General features: G+C 50.5%; 22 protein-coding genes, 1 tRNA gene and 1 pseudogene. 20 read left to right on the forward strand and 4 right to left on the reverse strand.

The window, feature by feature from the left end:
- The first annotated feature begins 62 nt into the window (after positions 1 to 62).
- The 12 genes and pseudogenes from HF685_RS03660 (at position 63) to HF685_RS03710 (ending at position 8,103) form a co-directional block, all read left to right on the forward strand.
- Positions 63 to 634: pseudogene (locus HF685_RS03660) on the forward strand (NifU family protein).
- Between the two features lie 35 nt (positions 635 to 669).
- Positions 670 to 1,263: a malonic semialdehyde reductase gene (locus HF685_RS03665; protein ID WP_168818344.1), complete on the forward strand. Its 594-nt coding sequence runs from the start codon at positions 670 to 672 to the stop codon at positions 1,261 to 1,263.
- A 9-nt stretch (positions 1,264 to 1,272) separates the two neighbouring features.
- Positions 1,273 to 1,581, forward strand: a complete 309-nt coding sequence (gene tsaB, locus HF685_RS16250) for a tRNA (adenosine(37)-N6)-threonylcarbamoyltransferase complex dimerization subunit type 1 TsaB (RefSeq protein WP_246218728.1) — start codon at positions 1,273 to 1,275, stop codon at positions 1,579 to 1,581.
- The gene (locus HF685_RS16255; protein ID WP_246218729.1) at positions 1,578 to 1,916 is read left to right on the forward strand and encodes a hypothetical protein; all 339 of its coding nucleotides are present in this window, start codon (positions 1,578 to 1,580) and stop codon (positions 1,914 to 1,916) included. Before tsaB ends, HF685_RS16255 begins: the two co-directional genes overlap by 4 nt.
- 37 nt (positions 1,917 to 1,953) lie before the next feature.
- Positions 1,954 to 2,409 carry a ribosomal protein S18-alanine N-acetyltransferase gene (rimI, locus tag HF685_RS03675; RefSeq protein ID WP_211051337.1) on the forward strand — a complete coding sequence of 152 codons (456 nt, stop codon included), beginning with the start codon at positions 1,954 to 1,956 and terminating at the stop codon, positions 2,407 to 2,409.
- 120 nt (positions 2,410 to 2,529) lie between these two features.
- The gene (locus HF685_RS03680; RefSeq protein ID WP_168821195.1) at positions 2,530 to 2,943 is read left to right on the forward strand and encodes a Ros/MucR family transcriptional regulator; all 414 of its coding nucleotides are present in this window, start codon (positions 2,530 to 2,532) and stop codon (positions 2,941 to 2,943) included.
- Positions 2,944 to 3,056: 113 nt separating this feature from the next.
- Positions 3,057 to 3,479, forward strand: a complete 423-nt coding sequence (locus tag HF685_RS03685; protein ID WP_168818346.1) for a Fur family transcriptional regulator — start codon at positions 3,057 to 3,059, stop codon at positions 3,477 to 3,479.
- Positions 3,480 to 3,639: 160 nt separating this feature from the next.
- Complete coding sequence (locus HF685_RS03690) at positions 3,640 to 4,251, forward strand: lysophospholipid acyltransferase family protein (RefSeq protein ID WP_246218730.1); 612 nt, start codon at positions 3,640 to 3,642, stop codon at positions 4,249 to 4,251.
- A gap of 9 nt (positions 4,252 to 4,260) precedes the next feature.
- The gene (gene miaB, locus HF685_RS03695) at positions 4,261 to 5,613 is read left to right on the forward strand and encodes a tRNA (N6-isopentenyl adenosine(37)-C2)-methylthiotransferase MiaB (RefSeq protein WP_168818347.1); all 1,353 of its coding nucleotides are present in this window, start codon (positions 4,261 to 4,263) and stop codon (positions 5,611 to 5,613) included.
- Positions 5,613 to 6,635, forward strand: a complete 1,023-nt coding sequence (locus HF685_RS03700; RefSeq protein ID WP_168818348.1) for a PhoH family protein — start codon at positions 5,613 to 5,615, stop codon at positions 6,633 to 6,635. The genes miaB and HF685_RS03700 overlap by 1 nt, the downstream gene beginning before the upstream one ends.
- A 97-nt stretch (positions 6,636 to 6,732) precedes the next feature.
- Positions 6,733 to 7,131, forward strand: a complete 399-nt coding sequence (ybeY, locus tag HF685_RS03705; protein WP_343040078.1) for an rRNA maturation RNase YbeY — start codon at positions 6,733 to 6,735, stop codon at positions 7,129 to 7,131.
- An 18-nt stretch (positions 7,132 to 7,149) separates the two neighbouring features.
- Positions 7,150 to 8,103: a hemolysin family protein gene (locus tag HF685_RS03710; RefSeq protein WP_168818349.1), complete on the forward strand. Its 954-nt coding sequence runs from the start codon at positions 7,150 to 7,152 to the stop codon at positions 8,101 to 8,103.
- Positions 8,104 to 8,129: 26 nt separating this feature from the next.
- Here HF685_RS03710 and HF685_RS03715 read toward each other — a convergent pair whose 3' ends face one another.
- Entirely contained in the window at positions 8,130 to 8,777 is a 648-nt protein-coding gene (locus HF685_RS03715; protein ID WP_168818350.1) for an MOSC domain-containing protein, read from the reverse strand.
- Between the two features lie 64 nt (positions 8,778 to 8,841).
- Between HF685_RS03715 and HF685_RS03720 the strand changes: the two genes are divergently transcribed.
- Positions 8,842 to 10,023, forward strand: coding sequence for a glycosyltransferase family 4 protein (locus HF685_RS03720; protein ID WP_168818351.1), 1,182 nt, complete (start codon positions 8,842 to 8,844; stop codon positions 10,021 to 10,023).
- A gap of 2 nt (positions 10,024 to 10,025) precedes the next feature.
- Here the strand turns inward: HF685_RS03720 and HF685_RS03725 are convergent, their stop codons facing one another.
- Positions 10,026 to 10,460, reverse strand: a complete 435-nt coding sequence (locus HF685_RS03725; RefSeq protein WP_168818352.1) for a hypothetical protein — start codon at positions 10,458 to 10,460, stop codon at positions 10,026 to 10,028.
- Between the two features lie 119 nt (positions 10,461 to 10,579).
- Here HF685_RS03725 and HF685_RS03730 point away from each other — a divergent pair, with 119 nt between their 5' ends.
- The 7 genes from HF685_RS03730 (at position 10,580) to HF685_RS03760 (ending at position 16,753) form a co-directional block, all read left to right on the forward strand.
- Positions 10,580 to 11,899 (forward strand): replication-associated recombination protein A, encoded by a 1,320-nt coding sequence (locus tag HF685_RS03730; protein WP_168818353.1) that lies wholly within the window; start codon positions 10,580 to 10,582, stop codon positions 11,897 to 11,899.
- Positions 11,883 to 13,286: a serine hydrolase domain-containing protein gene (locus HF685_RS03735; RefSeq protein WP_246218731.1), complete on the forward strand. Its 1,404-nt coding sequence runs from the start codon at positions 11,883 to 11,885 to the stop codon at positions 13,284 to 13,286. Before HF685_RS03730 ends, HF685_RS03735 begins: the two co-directional genes overlap by 17 nt.
- Positions 13,283 to 13,687: an alcohol dehydrogenase catalytic domain-containing protein gene (locus tag HF685_RS03740; RefSeq protein WP_168818354.1), complete on the forward strand. Its 405-nt coding sequence runs from the start codon at positions 13,283 to 13,285 to the stop codon at positions 13,685 to 13,687. The genes HF685_RS03735 and HF685_RS03740 overlap by 4 nt, the downstream gene beginning before the upstream one ends.
- A complete protein-coding gene (locus HF685_RS03745; protein WP_168818355.1) occupies positions 13,687 to 14,271 on the forward strand; it encodes a zinc-binding dehydrogenase in 585 nt (194 codons plus the stop codon). Before HF685_RS03740 ends, HF685_RS03745 begins: the two co-directional genes overlap by 1 nt.
- 171 nt (positions 14,272 to 14,442) lie before the next feature.
- Positions 14,443 to 15,675: a mechanosensitive ion channel gene (locus tag HF685_RS03750; protein ID WP_246218732.1), complete on the forward strand. Its 1,233-nt coding sequence runs from the start codon at positions 14,443 to 14,445 to the stop codon at positions 15,673 to 15,675.
- Positions 15,676 to 15,758: 83 nt separating this feature from the next.
- A complete protein-coding gene (locus HF685_RS03755; RefSeq protein WP_168818356.1) occupies positions 15,759 to 16,649 on the forward strand; it encodes a hypothetical protein in 891 nt (296 codons plus the stop codon).
- 28 nt (positions 16,650 to 16,677) lie between these two features.
- Positions 16,678 to 16,753 (forward strand) — tRNA-Thr (locus tag HF685_RS03760).
- 299 nt (positions 16,754 to 17,052) lie between these two features.
- Here the strand turns inward: HF685_RS03760 and HF685_RS03765 are convergent.
- The gene (locus HF685_RS03765) at positions 17,053 to 19,911 is read right to left on the reverse strand and encodes a TonB-dependent receptor (protein WP_168818357.1); all 2,859 of its coding nucleotides are present in this window, start codon (positions 19,909 to 19,911) and stop codon (positions 17,053 to 17,055) included.
- Positions 19,912 to 20,138: 227 nt separating this feature from the next.
- Positions 20,139 to 22,694: a TonB-dependent receptor gene (locus tag HF685_RS03770; protein ID WP_168818358.1), complete on the reverse strand. Its 2,556-nt coding sequence runs from the start codon at positions 22,692 to 22,694 to the stop codon at positions 20,139 to 20,141.
- Between the last annotated feature and the right edge of the window lie 177 nt (positions 22,695 to 22,871).

Raw genomic sequence — 22,871 nt, forward strand, 5'->3', positions numbered from 1 at the left:
TTTGCGGCAGCCGCTTCTAATTTTCCCTTGATAGCACCGTGATAAGCTCCCAAATAAGGTTTATGCTTATTGAAACAGAAAAAACCCCGAACCCCTCCACTCTGAAGTTTCTGATGGGACAAACCGTCATGACCGATGGTACGCGCGATTTCGCTTCACCAGAGGATGCGGATATTTCACCGCTGGCAGAGGCCCTGTTTACTCTTGGTGATGTAACAGGTGTCTTTTTTGGTTCCGATTTTGTTTCGGTAACCGCTGGCCCCGGTTCGGAGTGGACCGATTTGAAACCACAGGTCCTCAGCATTTTACTCGATCATTTCTCCGCCAATCTGCCGTTATTCAAACCCGGCTCGGCTGGCGATATCCATATCCCGCCGGAAGAAGAGGTTCACGATAATCCCGAAGATGCGGATATTGTGGCACAAATTAGGGAATTGATCGAAACGCGCGTGCGTCCAGCAGTTGCCAATGATGGGGTGATATTGTTTATCGCGGTTTTAACGAGGGCGTGGTTTTTCTTAAGATGCAGGGTGCATGCGCTGGCTGTCCTTCGTCAACCGCGACGTTAAAACAAGGGATCGAATCTTTATTGAAACATTATGTGCCCGAAGTCGTTGAAGTGAGAGCGGCCTGAGCCGCTAGGTCTGAAACGCAACAAGCAGGAATCATATGAATACTCCCCTTGATGACAAAGCCCTCGATCAAATATTCCTCGAGGCGCGCACTTACAATGGATATCATGATAAGCCAGTAACCGAAGGCCAGCTTCATGGTATTTGGGATCTCATGAAGATGGGGCCGACCAGCGCTAACATGCTTCCCGCAAGAATGGTCTGGTGTCACAGTCAAGAAGCAAAAAACCGTTTAGCTGATCGCTCATCTGAAGGTAATCAGGAAAAAATTCGCACGGCTCCCGCCGCTGTGATCATTGGCATGGATCAGAATTTCCACGAATATCTACCAGAGCTGTTCCCGCACGCCGATGCGAAAAGCTGGTTTGAAAATGACCCGGAAGCGAGGGTCACACATGCAATGCGTAACAGCTCGCTACAGGGCGCTTATTTTATTATTGCCGCCCGTGCGCTTGGTCTTGATACTGGCCCAATGTCCGGGTTTGATAATGACGCGGTCGACAAAGAGTTTTTCGGCGATCAACCCAATGTGAAATCCAACTTTATCTCGACTTTGGGTTACGGAGATCCATCAACTATCTTTGATCGCAGCCCACGACCTGACTTTGGCAAATTCAATAGCATCATTTAGTTTAAAGTGGTGGACAGGCTTCTTGCGATAGATACGGCTACACCGGCTTGCTCTGTCGCGCTTTTTGATCATGGTGAGATTGTTGCTAGCAACTATCAAGAAATTGGTCGCGGCCATGCTGAAAGACTGATCCCGATGATCAAGGCATTGCCTGACAATGGGCGAGCAAAAAAAATAATCGTCAACTGCGGCCCGGGCAGTTTTACGGGTGTGAGAATTGGCCTATCGGCTGCGAAGGCATTGGCTCTCGCCTGGAACGCAAAGGTTTCGGCATATCAATGCCTCCATCTGATCGCAGCACAGGCACTTGAGGGATGAAGCAGAAAAGCGGCCTATATGTTGTCATGAATGGCGGACATGGCGAGTATTTTGTTCAGAATTATGGCGCTGATGGAATGGCACAAGATGAGCTTCAATCATTGGGTAAAGAAGCGGCATTGAAAAACGCGCAATCGGAATTTTTCGTCGGGTCTGCAGCGCAATCACTGGCAGCAGAAAATGCCAGGATCACCTATGCATTCATGTTTCCAGATGCTTCAAAAACGCAACTGCTTACCATTGATGATCGGGAATTGGCGACGAGTCCAATTTATGGGAGAGCGCCCGATGCAAACCCAGCTACCAGACCCGATGACAGAGCGACAACACAATGAAATTCGGTCCTTCCATGTGCAGCCTAGGCGATACTAAGTGATTGTTTTGTCGGAAGGCAGCCTCAACGATCTTCTAATCGTGATGGAGATAATGACAGAAGCATTTTCCCCTGAGTTTGGAGAATCGTGGAACGAGAATCAGTGCCGATCGATGCTGTCCCTTCCGGGCACAAAACTCATTCTCGCTCAGACTAATCAAGATTATTGCGGTTTTATAATCAGTCGAACAGTGCTTGATGAGGAAGAATTATTGATGATTGCGGTAAGCCCCGGTTATCAAAAAAAAGGATTAGGCCGAATATTGCTCAAAAAACTTATCGAGAATGCCCGAAATCGTGGCATTACGTCAATTTTTTTGGAAGTCAGATCGACCAATAAAGCCCAAATATTATACGGCAAATTCGGATTTCAAAAGATTGGTTTTCGAAAAGCTTATTATACCGGAAACGACGCTCAAAAGTTTGATGCTATTAGCTATCGGCTTGATCTTTAAATTATGGTTCCAGCCTATACATCCATAATAGATGTTTGTTGCAGCGTCCTTACAATCGTGTAAATACGTCTACAGCAGAAAACTGCTAAAACCATAATAATGGTCGCAAAAGAGGTATTTATGACAGAGGAAGAAATTGCTCTGAATGAGACACTCATTACTCTCACTTCAGACATAGTAGCAGCTCATGTGAGCAACAACAGCGTAGCCGTTTCAGATTTACCGTTAATTATCAGCAACGTGCATGGTGCGTTAGCAGAGTTATCCGGAAATTCAGTTGCTGCGGCACGGTCTGAACCAGCCGTACCGATTAAGTCATCAATCAAGCCAGATTACGTTGTATGCCTGGAAGATGGCAAGAAACTAAAAATGCTTAAACGCCACCTGATGACCCACTATAAAATGACACCAGATGACTACCGGACAAAATGGGGACTCCCTGCAAGCTACCCCATGGTTGCGCCCAACTATGCTGAAAAACGCCGCGAACTCGCCAAGGCAATTGGACTTGGTAAAAAGCGTGGCAAAAAATAGCCAAACTTTTGGAATAGAATTAAATTGGAAAATTGTGGACATTGCTCCACAATTTTCCCTTTGCTTCATCAGCCACCACGAATAGAGTCAGGGCTTCAATATGGAAGGAGCAAATGGCTCAAAAAATCGATCTCGAAGCGCTTTGCGCGGAAAAAGGCTTGCGTATTACCGACCAGCGTCGTGTGATTGCCCGCGTAATTTCTGACGCCGAAGATCATCCTGATGTAGAAACGCTGCACGAACGCGCATCGTCCGTCGATTCCCGCATTTCAATTGCCACCGTTTACCGCACTGTTCGCTTATTTGAAGAAGCCGGAATATTGGACCGGCATGATTTTGGCGATGGAAGGGCACGCTATGAAGCTGTACCGGAAGCGCATCATGATCATCTGATTGATGTGGAAACTGGCAAAGTCATAGAATTTGTTGACCCGGAGCTAGAAGCTTTGCAAAAACAAATTGCGGAAAAATTAGGCTACCGTCTCGTCGATCACCGAATGGAATTATATGGTGTCTCCTCTGAACGGGATAAATAAGATATTGGCCCAGTAATTGGCCGTTCTCAGATATTTTTTGTTCGCGATTCGCGCACTTGCTATAATCCTCAGTCTACTTATTCTCCTGCCCATTCACGGTCTTTGGCGGTTGCTTGGCTTGCCATCGCCTTGGCCGCGATATTTTCTTTGGCTTGTAGGCTTGAACTGCGGTGCGGTCGTTCGCACCAGCGGAAAGCGGCTCGAAAACGACGTGTTCTACGTCTCCAATCATATAACATGGTTTGATATTCCCATCATCGCCGGGCAAACCGGGTGTACGTTTATCGCACAGGACGGGATCGCCAGTTGGCCGGTTATCGGCACACTTTGCCGGATCAATAAAACTATCTTTGTTTCGCGGACCAGCCGCATGAATGTTGGTGGTCAAATCGAAATCGTTCGCGAAGCCCTAGAAGAAAAATATCCGATTACGGTGTTTCCCGAAGGTACCACCACGGATGGTCATAGCCTGCTTCCTTTTAAGCCGTCACTTTTTCAGGCAATGGCACCGCCGCCAAGGCCCATCATGGTTCAACCTATGTTACTGAATTACGGTAAGGTCAGCAAAGATATAGCTTGGATCGGCGAAGAAAGCGCTGCTGCAAACGCGGTCCGACTATTTTCGCGTTTTGGAGCGATACAGGCCACTCTCCATTTTCTGGAGCCATTTGATCCCGCTGATTTCGGCGACCGAAAGTCGATTTGTGCGGAAGCCGAAAGGCGGATAAGCAGAGCGCTTTCCGCTTCACTGTCAGGCGAGGCCGTAGTATAGGCGCGCGCTATGTCCAAAAACCAAATCTCGAGACCCGATCCAAAAAAATTCCGTATCAAGTCCTTTGGCTGCCAAATGAACGTATATGATGGCGAACGTATGTTCGAAATGCTGATCGACCAAGGCATGACTGATGCCGCCGATGGCGAAGAGGCGGATCTGGTAGTTCTCAACACCTGCCATATTCGCGAAAAAGCGGCAGAAAAAGTCTATTCCGATATTGGACGGTTGCGCAAAAAAGATGGCACCAGCCCGATGATTGCGGTGGCCGGTTGTGTCGCGCAAGCGGAAGGCAAAGAAATTTCGCGGCGCGCGCCCAGCGTCGATATCGTCGTTGGCCCGCAAGCGTACCACCGCCTTCCTGAACTGATCACCCGGGCAAAAACAGGCAAGAAGGCGCTCGACACCGACATGCCCGCCGCATCAAAATTTGATGCACTGCCAACCCGAGGAAAGCAGGCACGCCCAAATGCCTTTCTTACCGTGCAGGAAGGTTGCGACAAATTTTGCACGTATTGCGTGGTGCCCTATACCCGCGGTGCTGAAATATCTCGTCCCTGGATTGATTTGATTGACGAGGCCAAGGCGCTTGTCGATGGCGGCGCTAAAGAAATAACACTGCTCGGGCAAAATGTGAATGCTTGGACCGGCCAAGATGACAACGGCAAAACACACGGTCTTGATGGTTTGATCCGAGCGCTGGACGATATTCCGGGCTTGAAACGTATCCGCTACACTACCAGCCATGCCAATGACATGACGGACGCGCTGATTGCCGCCCATGCGGACGTCGGCAAGCTTATGCCTTATCTGCATTTACCCGTACAATCTGGCAGCGATCGAATTTTAAAGGCGATGAACCGCTCGCACACCACCGAAAGCTATCTCGAAATTTTACACCGCGTGAGGAATGCGCGGCCCGACATTGCTCTCTCTGGTGACTTTATCGTCGGATTTCCAGGCGAAACTGATGCAGATTTTGAAGATACGTTGAGCATCGTGCGCGAAGCCAACTATTCGCAGGCTTATTCATTCAAATATTCCCCCCGCCCAGGCACGCCTGCCGCGACGATGGACGATCAAATCGCACCGGAAATCATGGACGAACGACTCCAGAGATTGCAGGCTCTACTCAATGAACAGCAACATGACTTTAATATTCAAACCATTGGTCGCGAGACCGAAATCCTGCTTGAACGTATCGGCAAGCTGGACGGGCAGCTTGTGGGCAAGACGCCTTGGTTGCAGTCGGTTCACGTCATCGCACCCGGGCTGAAAATCGGCGATATGGTTGATGTGGAAATTGAAGCCGCTGGTCCCAATAGTATGACCGGTCGAATTAGAGAAAGAATCGCTGCCTGATGCCGCGCAAAACTACGAGTAAAGCGGAAACCAATCTTGTAACGCTTGATATTGAATTTGATGATCCACAACTGCTTGGTGAATTATTTGGTCAATATGACAGGAATATCGTCACCATTGAAGACCGGCTCGGAGTCTACATTGCAGCACGTGGTCAAAGGTTGAAAATCGAGGGTCAGGAGGAAGCTGCCAATCAGGCGCGTGATGTTCTGGCCGGCATCTATAACAGACTGGAAAACGGACAAGAAATCGACGGAGGCGCCGTCGAAGCAATCATCACAATGGTGGCGGACCCACGGGTCGCAAAGATAGCCAATCCTAATTTAAAATCATCTCAGATTGATGTTTCACAGGCACCAAAAGTGATGATCAAAACGCGCAAAAAAACCATATTCCCGCGTTCTGTTCGCCAAGCCCACTATATGGAAGCGCTCGCACGCGATGATCTGATTTTTGCACTTGGCCCTGCAGGTACGGGCAAAACCTATCTCGCAGTAGCACAAGCGGTATCACAACTGGTCAGCGGTTCAGTGGATCGGCTTATTTTATCCCGGCCAGCCGTTGAAGCAGGCGAGAAAATCGGTTTCCTTCCTGGGGATATGAAGGAGAAAGTCGATCCGTTTCTTCGCCCTCTATACGATGCTCTCTACGACACTTTGCCTGCCGAACAGGTAGAACGCCGGATTGAAAGTGGTGAAATCGAAATTGCGCCAATTGCATTCATGCGCGGGCGCACATTGGCAGATGCGTTTGTTATTCTCGACGAAGCGCAAAACACGACGCCAGCTCAAATGAAGATGTTTCTCACCCGATTTGGCATGAACAGCCGCATGGTGGTTTGCGGAGACCCCAAACAGGTCGATCTCCCGGCCCATGCAACATCCGGCCTCGCTGATGCAGTGAGCAAGCTGCAGGACGTCGACAAAGTCAGTATGGTCGAATTTGGCGCCGCTGATGTTGTGCGCCATCCGCTCGTCGGCAAGATTGTCGAAGCCTATGAGGGCAAAGATGCTGGAGGTTGAAATAGATCGCAGCCCAAAATGGCCAACTGACATAAATTGGGAAGCAATCAGCAAAGCAGCCTCAGCGGCAGCCATATCGATAACCCCCTTTGCAAAAATGGCAGAGCAACCGTTTGCCTTGGAAATTAGCGTAAAATTCGCTGAGAATGGCGAAGTGAAGCAATTGAACAAGGACTACCGCCACAAGGATAAGCCGACCAACATATTGTCGTTTCCACAGGTTCAACGGGATCTACTGAGCGGCTTAGCCAATAGCGATGATGGAGAAATCCTGCTCGGCGACATGATTCTGGCCCGGGATATTTGCATCGACGAAGCAAAGGACAAAGATGTAACATTGTCCGACCACGTCTCTCATCTTCTTGTCCATGGCACCCTGCATTTGCTGGGATATGACCATGATGACGAAGCCGACGCGCTTATTATGGAAGCCTTGGAAGTGCGTGCACTCAAGAACTTAGGTATCGCTGATCCCTATGCTGATCAGAGCCAATAAAGAGTAATAGAACGAAAAATGACAGACGATAATGGCAACGGCGGAGCGACTGAAAATACAGTCCGTTCAAATGGAACCGCTAACAGGGAAGCAGATGAACCAGGCCAGATATGGCGCAAGCTGAAAGCATTGCTTTTTGGTGGAGAGGAAGACAATAGTCTCCGGGCCCAGATAGAAGAGGTTATCGACGAACACGAGAATGATGCAGAGAGCGATAGCAGCGAAGACGGAGATATTTCTCCGGTTGAAGTAGAAATGCTCCGCAATCTGCTACATTTTAGTGACAATCGGGTTGATGATATTGCAGTTCCCCGAGCCGACATAATCGCCATCGAGGTGAGCGCACCGTTCAGCGAGTTTGTCGATATATTCTCAGAACATGGTCATAGTCGGATACCGGTCTATCGAGACAATCTCGACACGATTATAGGTATGATCCATATCAAGGATATTTTCGCAATTGTCGCCAAAGGCGGCACTCCGCCAACGGATATTACACCGCTTCTGCGGCAACCGCGGTTTGTTCCGGAATCGATGGGTGTCTTGGATCTGCTCGCCGAAATGCGGGCAACGCGAACCCATCTGGCCATTATCATTGATGAATATAGCGGCACCGAGGGCCTATTGACGATTGAAGATATTGTCGAAGAAATCGTTGGTGAAATCGAAGATGAACATGATGATGAACCCATTCCCATGCTAGTGCAGCGCGCAAGCGGCATCTGGGAAGTTGACGCACGTGCCGAACTTGATGATGTGGGCAAGGAAATTGATCCCGCACTGGAAGAAATAGACGAGGATGTCGATACGATTGGCGGTTTGGCATTTGTTTTGGCGGGTCATATTCCTACCCAAGGCGAAATTCTTGAGCATCCTAGTGGCTGGAGACTCGAAATTCGCGAAGCGGATGACAGGAAGGTTAGAAAACTGCGACTTCATCCACCGGAAGAACCTGTGGGCACCGAAGCATAACCCTCCAAACCGGCCAGACTGTCACCTCAAAGCATTTGCCGTGCACGATTCCGCCAACTATCTGCCAAGACGCTCATATTCGCGAGATATTTAAGATCATCTTCCCTGCCCTTGTGGGCACCGCCGATAATGAGCCGGAAAACTTCATCCAAAGGCCATTTCGGAAATGGTCGATGTTCCTGACTGATGCTGTCTCCAGCCTGCACCTTACCGGGCTCAAGCACCCGAAAATACGAACCGGATTTGGTGGTTTTCAACACCGTTTTTAACACATCCGGCTTGCCAAACCGATGGTCTAATTTCCAACACGGTTGCCGCGCATGGCTACATTGGATCAGCGCATCACCAATACGAAAAATATCACCCAGACAAAGCTTGTCTTCGGTCATGTTGGCACAGCTTATGTTTTCGCCAAAAGCGCCCGGCTGATTTAAAGCATCGACATCGGGATATTTTTCCTGCCAAAAATCATAATGTTCGATCGGATAAAGGTGTATCGCTTTATCGCGCCCGCCATGATGTAACATATCTGCCACTTCATTGCCTTCAAATCCAAACTCACCGAGCCAAATGTCATCAAATATCGGTGTCTTTACGATAGCGCTCAACTGACCATCATCAGTAAAAACCTGCGGTTTGCCGATCAGTAAAGTATCAATTATAGTTTCAATCATCCGCGATTGCTAAACCAACAAGTTCATAATGGCAATTTCCACGCGATTATGCTTGAAGGCGCGAATGGAAATGAGTGACCTTCGCATCGCGCTATTTAGCGGCAACTACAATATGACGGTAGATGGCGCCAATAAGGCGCTGAACCGGCTTGTGGGCTATTTGTTGAGCAAGGGCGCACAGGTTCGTGTTTACTCCCCTACAATTGACAATCCCGGCTTCCAACCAACTGGTGAGCTCGTAAGCGTACCTTCCATGGTCATCCCGAACCGTCCAGAATATAGGATACCGCTATCATTTTCCCGCCGGGTTCAGCGGGATATTGAAGCCTTTAATCCGAATGTTCTGCATATTTCGAGCCCGGACCGGGTTTCGCGTCAGGCGGCTGCCTGGGCACGACGGCGCAATATCCCGGTGATTGCGTCGGTCCATACTCGCTTTGAAACCTATTTTCGCTATTATAATATGTCCTTTGTTGAACCGCTGATGGTCGCCTGGATACGAAAGCTATACCGCAGATGTGACGCCCTGATTGCCCCTTCGGAAAGCTTTGCCCAAGTACTGCGCGAACAGCGGATGAATTTCGACATCGGCATCTGGACCCGCGGCGTCGAACGCGACATATTTAGTCCCGACCGACGTGATATGGAGTGGCGTCGGAGCATTGGACTGGCGGATGACGAGCCGGCGATCGCCTTTCTCGGCCGTCTAGTGATGGAAAAAGGGTTAGATGTTTTTGCCGACACTATTGATCAGCTAAAGCGACAAAAGGTAAGGCATGAAGTGATTGTTATCGGTGAAGGCCCTGCCGGTGACTGGTTCCGATCACGGATGCCGAATGCAAAATTTGTCGGCTTTCAGTCAGGTAAGGATTTGGCGCGCGCCATGGCATCGTCCGATATGCTGTTCAATCCTTCGGTCACCGAGACGTTCGGAAACGTAACGCTGGAGGCAATGGCATGCGGCAAACCGGTTGTTGCGGCAAGGGCAACGGGAAGCGCCAGTATCGTTAAAGACGGAGTTACCGGTTATCTGGTTGAACCGGGTTCTATCACCGGATTTGCCGACCGATTGCAGAACTATTGTAACGATCCCGGATTGCGTAAAAAGCATGGCAATGCCGCCCTGGCCGAAAGTAACAAATATGACTGGGACACTATCAATCAGGTTGTAGCCGACACCTATATCCGCCTCATTCGCCAGCGGCAGTCGGGCCAGGGACCAATACAATCAAAGGCGATAAGATAGGTCTAGCGCAACACACCCTTTGCGCGCATTTTTGTCGAATACCAGATCAGAAACAGTATCGAAAGCCAGATGACAGCGGTGAACAGCCAAATGAATGGCGAACTCAGACTGGCTGGCATATCAGCGGTCAATTGGTAGATCACTGATCCGATCAGACCAGCCAGAGAAATCCAGAACGACGGTACGGCAAAACGACTTCGAAACAACAGCAATAGCGAACCAATGAACGCGCCCCAGACACCAAGCGCCCAAACGCCATCTGCCCATGCGGGAAAGTTGTAAAAATAATCCAGTTGTTCCGGCGTAAAAGAAGCCATGTAAGACTCGTTTCTGGTCTGCGTCATCGTATAGTCCAGCGCACCGCCAGAGTTCCACAATGTTGCGATTATACCTACGACCCAAAGGTGACGAGGTGTGTCTGGTTTGATCGTTTCCATATTATTCTCCCCCAATATTTGGCCCACGTCATAGCATGATCTGTTTCTTCGCCCAAATTTCAAGAATCTTTCGACGAACATACTGTTTTTGCCGCCAGAAGATGGCATAGGATTGGGCGATGGACGATTTCTTCACCACAGATGATCCGACCGAAGCGGTAAACGAAGTGGCTCCCGGCGCGCCGCTTGCCGAACGGCTTCGACCGCGCAAACTGGACGAAGTAGTTGGCCAAGATCATCTGGTTGGCGAAGGAGGTAGTTTGAGCCGCATGATTGGTGTGGGGAAACTCTCATCCATCATTTTCTGGGGACCGCCCGGAACCGGCAAAACCACGCTTGCAAGGTTGCTGGCCACCGAAACCGATCTTCGTTTCAAAGCTATTTCCGCGGTATTCTCAGGTGTGGCAGACCTCAAGAAAGTTTTCGCTGAGGCCGAGCAGCGCCAACAGACCGGTCAAAAAACCTTGCTGTTTGTGGATGAAATCCACCGTTTCAACCGCTCGCAGCAAGATAGCTTTTTACCCTTTGTAGAAAAGGGCACAGTGACACTAGTCGGCGCGACGACTGAAAATCCCTCGTTTGAACTCAATGCTGCACTGCTCAGCCGGACACAAGTGCTCATACTCAACCGTCTCGATAGCGCTGCGCTATCGCAGCTTTTGTGCAAGGCGGAAGAACTGGAGGGCACCACCCTGCCCCTAACGACCAACGCCTGGGAAGCATTGATCGCCAGCGCTGATGGTGATGGACGATTTTTGCTCAATCAGGCCGAGACGTTGTTCTCATTGCAAATTGATGAGCCGCTCGATCCTCAGGAACTCGCCAAGCTACTGCACCGGCGCATGGCGGTCTACGACAAGGACCGTGAAGGCCATTATAATCTGATATCAGCGCTCCACAAAGCGATGCGTGGATCAGACCCACAAGCCTCGCTATATTATTTGGCGCGGATGCTGGTGGCCGGAGAAGAGCCGCTTTACGTGCTGCGCAGAATTGTACGATTTGCCAGCGAAGACATCGGTCTCGCAGACCCGCAGGCGCTTGTGCAGGCGCTGGCCGCCAAAGATGCCTATCAGTTTCTCGGTAGTCCCGAGGGAGAACTCGCGATTGCGCAGGCCTGCCTTTATTGTGCCACGGCGCCCAAATCTAACGCCGCCTATGCCGCTCAAAAATCAGCTTGGCGATCCGCCAGACAAACCGGCTCGCTTATGCCGCCGCAGAATATTCTCAACGCACCGACCAAGCTGATGAAGGACATTGGTTATGGCGCGGACTATAGCTATGACCATGAAACCGATGAAGGCTTTTCCGGTGATAATTACTGGCCAGAAGAAATGGAGCCGCAACAATTTTACGCACCGGTAGATCGCGGCTTCGAACACAAGATCCGCGAACGACTGGAATATTGGGAGAAGTTGAAAAGTGAAAAATCTCGCTAATATCATGGCCGCTGCGCTCTTTATCGCTGGTCCCGCTTATGCGCAGACTGATAGCGATGCGGAAACCTATAATCGCGCATTGGCGGCAGGGTATAAAGCGCAGTTTATTTGCTCGGGGCTGTGGAACGGCGGCAAATCTCTCGCTGATATCGAAGCGGATGAACTCAATGGAATTTATGAACGGATCGCCAAAATCGTACCCACGCTGACGACAGAGATCGATCAAGAGGAACGACAAGTTCGTGTATCATTTGCCGATAATACCCCCCCGCGGACCGCTATCTGGAATCGCAAAAGCGGCTGCACGGCCATGCCGATCGGCTTTGGTGGTCTGAAGATCGGAGCGCCCATAAGAACACGCGAGTTTAATGATGATCGTCCATGGCCGATGGGGGATATGACACCTTCAGTGCGCGCTGGGAATCAAACGACGGCGGTCCGTGATCTTGTCACCGCGGCTTTTGACGCGCAAAGCTATGGCCCCGGAAACAAAACCAGCGCAGCGCTTGTTATCCAAAATAATCAGATCATTGCCGAAACTTATAAATCAGGCCACGACCTTCACACCGCCCAGCGCACATGGTCGGTCGCCAAATCTATGGCCGGCACGTTGATAGGCCACTCCGTCCAGCAGAAAATGGTTGACTTCAGCGCGCCGGTGCAAATTGCCGAATGGCAGAAATTTGGTGATCCGCGTTCATCGCTCACCATCGATAATTTGCTCCGTATGAGCAGCGGACTGGTCAGCGACACAGCGGGCAATCGCACCGACCCCATTTATATGGGCGGCGCAAGCGTCACTGAGCGGGCTACTAGCTGGCCGCTAATATACAAACCTGGGTCGCGCTATCGCTATGCTAATAATGATACGATGCTGGCCGTTCATGCCGCGCGCGCGCAGCATCTCGATTGGAAATTCAAGCTTGGAAACTACATCCCCGCAGAACATGATTTTGATCCTTTTGCCTTTTTCCAGAAGCTGGGCATGACGCGGACTTATGTCGAGACCGACTGGCAGGATAATTACATTCTCTCCAGCCAGGTGTGGACCACAGCCCGCGATTTGGCGCGGCTTGGTCAACTTTACCTGAACAACGGAATGTGGAACGACGAACGGCTTTTGCCCGAGAATTGGCGCGAATATGTCAGCGCACCGTCAGGTCCGCAACCAAATGGAAAATTTGGCTATGGTGCGTCCTTCTGGCTGATGAACACATCCGAAGGAATTCCCAAAGATACAATTGCAGCCTTCGGCAATCGCGGGCAATATCTGGTCATCATTCCCTCGCTTGACGTTGTGATTGTGCGCCGTGGCTACGACACATCGGAAACGCGTTTCGATATTGAAGCCTTCACGCAGGATATCGTGCGGGCGATACAGTCATGAACCCAACATATCGCGCTGCTGTCTGCACAGCACTAACCGGTCCGGACTCAATAGTTATTGAAGACCTGACGCCAAAATCACTTGCTTCAAATGAAATTCGGATCGCAGTCAAAGCCGCTGGTCTCAATTTTCCCGACTTGTTGATGACTTATGGAAAGTATCAGTTTCGTCCCGATCCTCCATTTGTACCGGGCCTGGAAGTTGCTGGAGTGGTGATTGAAATTGCTGATGGCGTAGAGGATTTTGCCGTTGGTGACCGGGTTCTGGCAGGATCAAAAGGGGCTGCATTGCCGAGCAGATTGTCCTGCCAACCAAAAACGCAAATCACCTGGCCCCCGCCCTCTCATTTGCGGAAGGCGCTTGCTGGCAGACCGCTGCTTCAACCGCATGGCATGCTCTAGTGGCGCAAGGAAACTTGCAACCGGGTGAGAGCGTATTGGTGCTTGGAGCCAGTGGCGGCGTCGGAATGGCTGCGATCAAGATGGCGAAGCATATTGGCGCTATAGTGATTGGCACCGGCTCCAATGCCGCCAAACGCAAAGTAATATTGGATGCGGGTGCAGATCATGCGCTTGACCCTGTCGATCCGGACCTGGCAGCGAAGGTGAAAGAACTGACCAAAGGCGCTGGGACCAATGTTGTTTACGACCCTGTGGGCGGCGACCTTGCTATCACCGCAACGCGATCAATCGCATTTGGAGGACGCTATTTGATCATCGGATTTGCCAGCGGAACAATCCCTTCATTTCCAGCCAATCATGCGCTGATCAAAGCCTATAGCCTGATAGGCGTTCGCGCCGGGGAAACTCCACGCCGTGATCCTGCGCTGGCAAAACGCCAAAGCGATGCGCTCCAGGAACTCGCAGAGATAGGCGCAATGCGTCCACATATTTCCCACCATTTCAGTCTGGATGATACCACCGCCGGATTGCGCACTATCGAAGACCGGAAAGTCATCGGACGCGCTGTCATTGATTTTGATTGAACAAACCAGATTTCGAGCAAACTGACCCTTTGAATTTCGTTTTCCGAAATTAAACATTCGTAAAATTGCGGCTGCAAAAATCACACGCCAATAGCTTTTCGATTGACCTTGTGGTAACCCGTTGGAGAAGGATTGCGGACTCGCAATTCATACAAACAGGGGAATGCAGAAATGGATGGAATGAGAATTGGGGACTATGCGCTCGACACGGAGCTCATGTTGGTCTGGGGAGAAAAAATCGGCATCGCGTTGATCGTGCTCCTCGGCACATGGGTATTGGCAAAGGCCGCAAAATGGGCTTTTGCAAAACTGGTCGACAATGTCAGCTTTCTGCAACGTGACACATCTTCCGGTGCATCCGTGGGTGAATCACTTGGTAAAATTGTTTCACTGTTGATCTGGTTGTTTGGCCTGCTGATTATCCTGCGCGTACTAGGGCTTGGCGGCGTGGACGCTCCGATTCAGACGTTGCTCAACAGCATTATGGAATTCGTTCCTAATCTGATCGGAGCAGGCGCAATATTCTTTATCGGCCTGGTTGTGGCACGGATTGTACGCGATCTCGTTGTCACGTTCTTCCAGACCGTCGACCTTGACAAATGGGCCAATCGCGGCGGTATCGATACCGTTACCGGTAACAATGCGATCACTAAGACTATTGGCACAATTGTCTATGTACTGATTATCATTCCGGTTGCGATACTCGCTCTTGAAGCGCTGAAACTCGAATCTGTTTCGGGTCCGGCGAGCGATATGCTTCGTATGATTTTGGCGGCTATCCCGAACATTATCGGCGCAGCGATCATCTTGGGCATCGGCTATCTGATCAGCAAATTTGTTGTCCAGATTGTAACGGAAATCCTGCCTGGTCTTGGCGTTGATCAGTCGGTTGCAGCTTTGGACATTCTTCCGGAGAAAACCACACTCACCTCAATTATTGCAAGAGTGTTGCAGATTGCAATCATGCTGTTCTTCGCAATCGCGGCAACCCGTATGCTGGGCTTTGCAGAGCTGACCGAAATTCTTGATAAAGTTCTGGAACTCGGCGGAAGCGTGATCTTCGGTGGTGTTGTCATCGCAGCAGGCTTCCTGATTGCTAACCTTCTGTCGCGGGTCATCGGCGGCGCGGATGAAGGCAGCATGGCTGCAACGATTGTTCGTTATGCAACGATCATTCTCTTCACCTTTATGGGCCTTCAGTTCATGGGTGTGGGCGCAGAAATCGTTCAAACTGCGTTTACCGCACTGGTTATCGGCGGCGCTGCGGCAGCGGCTCTCGCGTTTGGTTGGGGTGGTCGCCATGTAGCCGGAAAAGTGCTGGAAGACCTCCACGCTAATCCACCAAAACCGAAAGCGCCTGCGGCTCGCAAACCAGCAGCACGCAAGCCTTCTGCCAAGAAATAGCCTCGGCAAAGCAAATTACATAAAAGGGCGGGTCCGCGTGATCCGCCCTTTTATTTTGTGCTAGCTATCCCGTAAGAACCCTCATGCGTAGATTTTCGCAATATGCCTGTGTCGACTGGTCGGGTGCCAATATTGAGCGCCCCGCAGGCATAGCCGTTGCGACAATCGGATCAGTAGGACCGCCAGCCCTTGTCCCCGCCTCTCAGACGGGATCAGCGAATCCCCGATGGTCGCGGGATGACATTCGCGGTTGGCTCATCACCCTTGCCGGTAACCATCAGGATATATTGATTGGTTTCGATTTATCCATGGGCTTTCCTTTCCTTGATGAAGATACGTATTTCCCGGAATGGCACTCCAGCCCAACTTCCGCTCGAGCGCTTTGGGAGTTGGTAGATGGTATTTGCGCCACTGACCCTTTCTTCGGCGTTGCGAGCTTTCTGGATCACCCACAGGCTTCGCGCCATTTCCGTCATGGCAAAGGCTATCTCGGGGATTTGTTTCGCGGTGGAACCGGGCGCTTGCGGGTGGTTGAACAGCATCAGCGTGAGACAGGACAAGGCAATAGCGCGAGTTGCTTCAATCTTGTCGGCGCGTCCCAAGTCGGCAAGTCCAGCCTCACAGGCATGCGAATGTTGCACCAACTCACCGGCGCCATTCCTATATGGCCGTTTGATCCTTTACCGCAACGCGGTCCGGTGATTGTTGAAATATATACAACCATTGCGGCACTTGCTGCGGGGTTACCCAAAGGCAAAAGCAAGGTTCGCGACCGAACCGGCTTGAAACAGGCGCTTGGCAATCTCGGTACACCCTGCCCGCCACGATTGCTGTCTTATGACGATCATAGCACCGATGCCCTGATTACCGCCGCCTGGATGAAACAGGTCGCTGGTGATACCCGCCTCTGGGAGCCGTCAAAACTGACGGACGAGATAGCACAAAAAGAAGGCTGGACCTTTGGCGTAGTTTGACGCTAATAGCGCCGCATATAGCCAGTATGCCGAATTAGCTCAGCTGGTAGAGCAACCGCCTTGTAAGCGGTAGGTCATCCGTTCGAGTCGGATATTCGGCACCATTTTTTTGATATAATCATCATCCGGGGGACGATGATCCGAAAAAATCCCGCAGCGCAAGCAAGGGTATCTGCCACTATTATGTGAGCTCCGGCTGGCCAGCCAGCCCTGTCGATGATCATCAATATACATCCAAAGTTTGTCAAAGTTTGGGCCCAGGAAGCGCAGTAACCGGTCATGTTGGATGGATTATTCCAAATGTAGGAAAATATCTTGCGCACTCTCTGCGTCACCAAATTTCCCAACAAAAAACCCCGCCGGTTTCCCGGCAGGGTTTATAGTTCAACCTCTTTTCAAGTTACTAGAACTTGATGCCAGCACCAATGCCAAACCGGCGTGGGTCAAGCGTGAAGATGTTCGTAAACAGTCCCGATGATGCATCAGTCAGATAGAGACCTGTCGTTGAATTACTGTCAAAGATATTCTGGATAAAGGCTCTTACAAACCATTTATCGTCCGTACCATTCAACTGAATCGAAGCATTTGCTTGCACAAATCCTTTAATTTTATTGACGTTGCCGTTGAAGACACTGCCCGTCTGATCGCCAGTGTAAGTTAAATCGACACGCGGTACCAAATTCATGTCATTGCTGAAGTTCTTTGTATATTGAACGCCCACTGATGCTTTCGCAACAGGAGCCTGAGGCAGCTCATTGCCACGCAAGTTCACTTGAACACCCGGACTCAGCACTTGGAAGCCCAGAGCATCCAGCCCGGCGAACGCAGGGTTTGCGCCCTGAGCAGTCAGCACGTTACAGATGCTAAAGGCACCGGTCGACGCAATTCCGCCATCAGCAGGGAAAGCCGTAGGAGCTCGCAGTCCCAGTCCTCCATTGACCGCTCCGACAAAGGCATTGACGCCTGCTACATTACCAGCCGTTCCAGGAACTACTGCACAGTTCGCGCCGTTAGTTATATCCTTAACAATTACGGCGTCTGCACGTCCGCCGCCTGGGTCACGTGGGTTGCTAAACAGCTGATCGCCAACAACCTTTGTTTTCAGATAGCTGAAGCCCATATTGACGAGCCAGTCCGGATCGGGCCGAATAACAGCCTCCAACTCGACACCATAAATGTCAGCGTCGATTGTATCATTCACCGAAGTTCGCGCAATGATCCGGCTTAATTGGAGCCCTTTGTATTTATAATAGAAGGCAGTGGCATTGAGAACCAAAGCACCATCGGCAAACACATTTTTGGAACCAACTTCAAAGGAATCGATTTGCTCAGGACCAAATGATTCCGATACGGCGAAGATCGGCTGCAATGGCGGATTGATACCACCTGATTTATAGCCACGAGAATAAGAGGCATAGAGCAGATTGTCCGGTGTCAGTTGATAATCAACAACAAAGCGGCCGGTGATTTCGTCAAACGCAACATTGCGTGTTTGAAACAACTGGTTCCCTGCTGTTCCAGGGTCTGCATCAAAGCTCCCAACAAACGGCGAGTCAAACACATTACCTGTTTGTCCGAAAGGAACCAAGAAGCTCGCCAGCGTTGAACGAGCAGTAATCGATTTCTTATCGTTGTTATACCGCAATCCCCCGGTTAATTTCAGTCGGTCTGAGACATCAACATAGACTTCCCCGAAGATGCCGTATGACTTCAATTTGAAATTCGTGGTGTTGTTACGGAAAAACGGGGTGCCGAGGTAACCAGCGCCGCCGCCCAATATACCGGTGATATAGTCAATCTGAAAGGCATTTACATAATAGCTGTTTTCAGTGACCTTGCTCTCGGCATAAATTCCACCAAGGAGGAAATTAAATGCGCCATCAAGATCGCTCGAGACGATAGCCTCGGCAGACCATGAATCCTGATCCTGATTTGATCTATCAAACTGAAGCGGCGTATCAGCACAAAGGCGGTTTCCACCGAACGAGCCCAGACCGGTTTCGTCAGTGTCCGATGTACAAAGCTGAGTGCCACTGGTTACTGCATTCAACACAGGACGGAATGCCGCAAGTGGTCCGCCCACGCCAGAAAGAGCACCCAGAAATGCGATTGCCGGATCGAGTGTCGTGCGGCTCTGTACTCCGGTATTGTAATCCTGCCGCGAATCGACCCTTGTTTTCTGGTAAGTACCGGTCAATCCCACTTTGATCGCTCCGAAATTATGCTCAAGATGCCCTTGCAACTGCAATTCGTCCGTGAAATATTCGGGTGTAAAAGCTGTTCTGACCTGCCGAACATCCGTTGGTTCAACAAAACCTGCATATCCATCGGGACCATAGAGACTGTTTAAACCTAATGCAGCGGGAAGACCGTTAATCGCGAAGAACTCAGATGATCCCAACGTGCCGGTAAAGGTGGAATTGGCATTAAGTTTTCCGAAATCGCGACGGCTATTCAAACATCCCAGCACGCCAGTTGGATCGCGTTGACAGAGCTGCTTTTGGATACGAGCACGATTATCGTCTTCGCGGAAATAATAGGCCATCAAATTGACCGTTGTGTCAGGAGTAGGTTCCCACTTGATGGAGCCACGCACTGCGTACATATCGCGGCCATCAATCCGGCTGTTATCGAACAGGTTTTCGGTATAACCATCACGTTTCAAGTAAAACCCGGCAAGACGAACGCCCAGAGTATCACCGACCGGCAAATTCAGCATGCCTTTAACTTTGATGGAATCAAAGTTCCCATATTCTCCTTCAAGTGCGCCTTTGAATTCGCCAAGCTCTGGCTTTGCAGTCACAACGTTCACAACACCGGAAGTTGCATTTCGGCCAAACAATGTGCCTTGCGGTCCGCGTAAAACTTCAACGCGTTCCAGATCAAAATATTCCGTTTCAAACAGACGTGTTCCAAATAGCGGCGAATCATTAAGATGGATTGCCGTTGCCGAATCACAGGAAACGCCAACGCAAAGATCGCCGATGCCGCGGATGGTAAAGCTGGAGGCGGTAAAGTTGCTTTTGGTAAAGGATACGTTTGGCAGCGTAAGCTGCAAATCCGAAGCGTTTTCAATCTGCTGCGCATCCAGCGCTTTTGCATCAAAGGCCGAAACGGCAATTGGCACTTCCTGAAGACTTTGCGCTTGGCGCTGCGCGGTAACGATGATGATGTTGTCATCAACCTCATCCGCGTCCTGAGCCAAAACCGGTGAGGCCATCGCTGTCATAGCAGTAGCCGCAAGCAAAACAGATTTACGCATAATTCTCTCCCAATCCCTTGTTTCAAGAGAAGGGCGCAAACTTTTGTCGGTCGCCCTTCAACTGCCATAGTGTTCAACTAATCGATCAATTAGTCCAGCGTGAAATGCAAAAATGCGGTCCATTCTTAGCAAATTTGCAGCACTGGGCTTTGAATTGATGCAAATATGTAACAAAAAAGCCCCGCCAGTTCCCCGGCAGGGCTTTTTCCTGAAATATTGTTACGCGACTAGAATTTGAAGCGGACGACGCCTCCATAAGTGCGTGGTGCACTCGGATAACCGGAAACTGTTCCTGCCTGTGCAACGCCATCAAATACCGTCGTAAGAAACTGATCGTTAAGCAGGTTGCGAACGTACCCGCCAATTTCCAGTCCGTTTTCAAACTTGAACGTCATTGAGCCGTTGACCAGATTGACCTCTCGATCAAAAATCTGGGTATTGCCCAACGCAGCGTTGAAAGTCGGCAAGCCATTGTTGATCGGCGTGTTGCTTTCATGACTATAATCAATCCGCGTAATCAACTTGTTCCCGCTGGCACCAAATTCGTGCGAATAGGTAGCGGAGGTCGAAATAGCGATTTGAGGAATGCCAGCTGGTGTCACACCGCTCAGATCGCCCAGCACACTACCTGGGAAGTCATCAAACAACGGATCAAGATAGGTCATTGCAAATGTGAAAACCAACCCTTCAGTCGGGCTAATGGTACTATCAAACTCGAAACCCTTAACCGATTGCTGACCAGCATTTTGCAAAGCAAAACCTGTGCCGGTGAAGGCAAGGCTTTGGAACCCCTTGATGGTCTGGTCGAACAAGGCGAGGTTGAAGCCGAAGCCTTGCCACTGACCTTTGATACCAACTTCATACACCGTGGCATTTTCTGGACCTGCAAAGCGCGAACCGCTCCTCAGATTTGGCAGCGCCAGACCGGCGTCTAGGATTGGCGATGATGGAGCCGCGAAAGTTGATCCGCCCGGGCCAGCAACAAAATCGGCACTGGAAGGCCGGCTATCGCGCGACAGGTTAACTGAACTCGCTTTGAAGCCTGTTGCATAGCTACCATAAACGTTGACTTCTTCTGAAATCCGGTAGGACGCACGTAGCAGGTAGGTGAACTTGTCATCGCGGGTCTTGCCATCTTCGATAGCATTCGGGATGGTCAGGAACGGCGGCTGGAACTGGAAGCCAGCCAGACCGATCAGTGGGTTTGCAGCGGACTGCGCTGCGGCGAGCAGAGCCGCCTGGTTAGCCGCCGGAAGCGCCTGGAATTGCGCCCGGTTGGTTACATTTCCCCCGGTTGCGCCGATAATAAAGGCATCGACCAGATTGACCTGTCCCAGTGGATCGAAGCTTTGCTGCGCGAGCGCGAAGTCTTTCTTATCATCGGTGTAGTTGAAACCACCCGTAAAGACGAGGCCATCAACCGGTTCAAAATCAACTGTACCGAAGATCGAATAGGACTGGTTATCCATCGAAAACTGCTCGGCCGTAAGCAGCGGCGTAAGGAATATGGTTTCCTGCGTCAGGCCTAGACCCGCTTCAACCGCATTAAAAACACTCGGCCTGCCGGCGATGATATCTGCCGGGTTACCGCCAGCCAGAACTTCGAAGAAGTCCCGGATTTGAGTACCGTTTTCGATCTGGCTGATCTGCGAGATGCTTTCGTCGAAATAATAGCCGCCGAGCAAAAAGTTGATCGGGCCATCAAAGTCAGATGCGACGCGGAATTCCTGGGTGAGCGCCTTTACGCTCTGGTTGCGGGTTTCGTTCGCAACATCCAGGCTGCTGAAGTCGATGTCCGAAATGAACAGGTTCTTCAGTTCCCGGTAGGATGAAATCGAGGTGAAAGAAAGTGGACCGGCATCATAATCGATCTGGATTGAGCCGCCGTAATTGTCGACTTTGTTAATCGGAACCTGATTAAGAAACGCGTCATAGCTGAAACGATCAGTCGAGAAATTGCCGCCTAGCAAACGTATCGCTCCGGCGGTCGGTCCGGCGACAACGGTCGTCACCTGACAGCAAATCTCGTCAATCCGCGAGTAATCACCAATCACACGGATCTTCAAATCCGATGTTGGCTCAAACAAAAGCTGGCCACGAGCTGCCCAGCGGTTGCGGTTATTCTGCTCTTCGTTCAAATTGACAATATTGGAGTAACCATCGCGGCGGTTATAGCTGCCGTCGATTGAAAAGGCGATATTTTCAGTTATCGGGCCGGTAATATCACCTTTGACCACGATATTATTATAATTGCCGTAAACGGCTTCAACCGCTCCGCCAAATTCGAATTGCGGCTCACGTGTGATAACCGAAATAACACCAGCAGATGCGTTCTTTCCGAACAACGTAGATTGCGGGCCGTTCAGCACCTCGATGCGCTGAACATTGGGAAGATCTGACAGAGCCGCGGCGGAACGCGAACGGAACACGCCATCAATAAATACGCCAACCGATGGCTCGATACCGAAATTGTTGTCGCCGTTACCAAAGCCACGAATAATGAAAGTCGATGCAGAAGAGGTCTGCAACTGGCTGACACGCAGCGAAGGCGTGACCGTCTGCAGATCGAGTACGTCACGGATTTGCGCATTTTCGAGCGTTTCGCCGCTGGTCACCGAAACCGCGATAGGCGTTTCCTGCAAGGTGGTTTCACGTTTGGACGCTGTAACAATAATGACATTGTCATCAAATGCGTCTTCGTCTTGTGCATCCTGCGCATAAGCTGGCGCGAATGAAACAAGGCCACTCAAAGCGGTAGCCGCCAAATATTTTGAAATTCTCATTTTAATCTCCTGCATCCCTTTCGCGGGGGTCGATCTGTTATAAAGTTTAGTCCCTCATCGCACGGCCATTGGTCGATCAACAGATAGCCGTCCAGCAATTTTGCTTGATCAACCGGACGTTCACTTACATTTCGAAAAGTCACCCGAGAAACGTGGTTTCTCTGCAACAGTTATCTA

Source organism: Parasphingorhabdus halotolerans (assembly GCF_012516475.1).
Taxonomy (GTDB): domain Bacteria; phylum Pseudomonadota; class Alphaproteobacteria; order Sphingomonadales; family Sphingomonadaceae; genus Parasphingorhabdus; species Parasphingorhabdus halotolerans.

Excerpts from the sequence above, each read along its gene's own strand:
- HF685_RS03665 (WP_168818344.1), top strand. The coding sequence starts at position 670 with ATGAATACTCCCCTTGATGACAAAGCCCTCGATCAAATATTCCTCGAG.
- HF685_RS16255 (WP_246218729.1), top strand. The coding sequence starts at position 1,578 with ATGAAGCAGAAAAGCGGCCTATATGTTGTCATGAATGGCGGACATGGC.
- HF685_RS03680 (WP_168821195.1), top strand. The coding sequence starts at position 2,530 with ATGACAGAGGAAGAAATTGCTCTGAATGAGACACTCATTACTCTCACT.
- HF685_RS03685 (WP_168818346.1), top strand. The coding sequence starts at position 3,057 with ATGGCTCAAAAAATCGATCTCGAAGCGCTTTGCGCGGAAAAAGGCTTG.
- miaB (WP_168818347.1), top strand. The coding sequence starts at position 4,261 with ATGTCCAAAAACCAAATCTCGAGACCCGATCCAAAAAAATTCCGTATC.
- HF685_RS03700 (WP_168818348.1), top strand. The coding sequence starts at position 5,613 with ATGCCGCGCAAAACTACGAGTAAAGCGGAAACCAATCTTGTAACGCTT.
- ybeY (WP_343040078.1), top strand. The coding sequence starts at position 6,733 with ATGGCAGAGCAACCGTTTGCCTTGGAAATTAGCGTAAAATTCGCTGAG.
- HF685_RS03710 (WP_168818349.1), top strand. The coding sequence starts at position 7,150 with ATGACAGACGATAATGGCAACGGCGGAGCGACTGAAAATACAGTCCGT.
- HF685_RS03715 (WP_168818350.1), bottom strand. The coding sequence starts at position 8,777 with ATGATTGAAACTATAATTGATACTTTACTGATCGGCAAACCGCAGGTT.
- HF685_RS03720 (WP_168818351.1), top strand. The coding sequence starts at position 8,842 with ATGGAAATGAGTGACCTTCGCATCGCGCTATTTAGCGGCAACTACAAT.
- HF685_RS03725 (WP_168818352.1), bottom strand. The coding sequence starts at position 10,460 with ATGGAAACGATCAAACCAGACACACCTCGTCACCTTTGGGTCGTAGGT.
- HF685_RS03730 (WP_168818353.1), top strand. The coding sequence starts at position 10,580 with ATGGACGATTTCTTCACCACAGATGATCCGACCGAAGCGGTAAACGAA.
- HF685_RS03740 (WP_168818354.1), top strand. The coding sequence starts at position 13,283 with ATGAACCCAACATATCGCGCTGCTGTCTGCACAGCACTAACCGGTCCG.
- HF685_RS03750 (WP_246218732.1), top strand. The coding sequence starts at position 14,443 with ATGGATGGAATGAGAATTGGGGACTATGCGCTCGACACGGAGCTCATG.
- HF685_RS03755 (WP_168818356.1), top strand. The coding sequence starts at position 15,759 with ATGCGTAGATTTTCGCAATATGCCTGTGTCGACTGGTCGGGTGCCAAT.
- HF685_RS03765 (WP_168818357.1), bottom strand. The coding sequence starts at position 19,911 with ATGCGTAAATCTGTTTTGCTTGCGGCTACTGCTATGACAGCGATGGCC.
- HF685_RS03770 (WP_168818358.1), bottom strand. The coding sequence starts at position 22,694 with ATGAGAATTTCAAAATATTTGGCGGCTACCGCTTTGAGTGGCCTTGTT.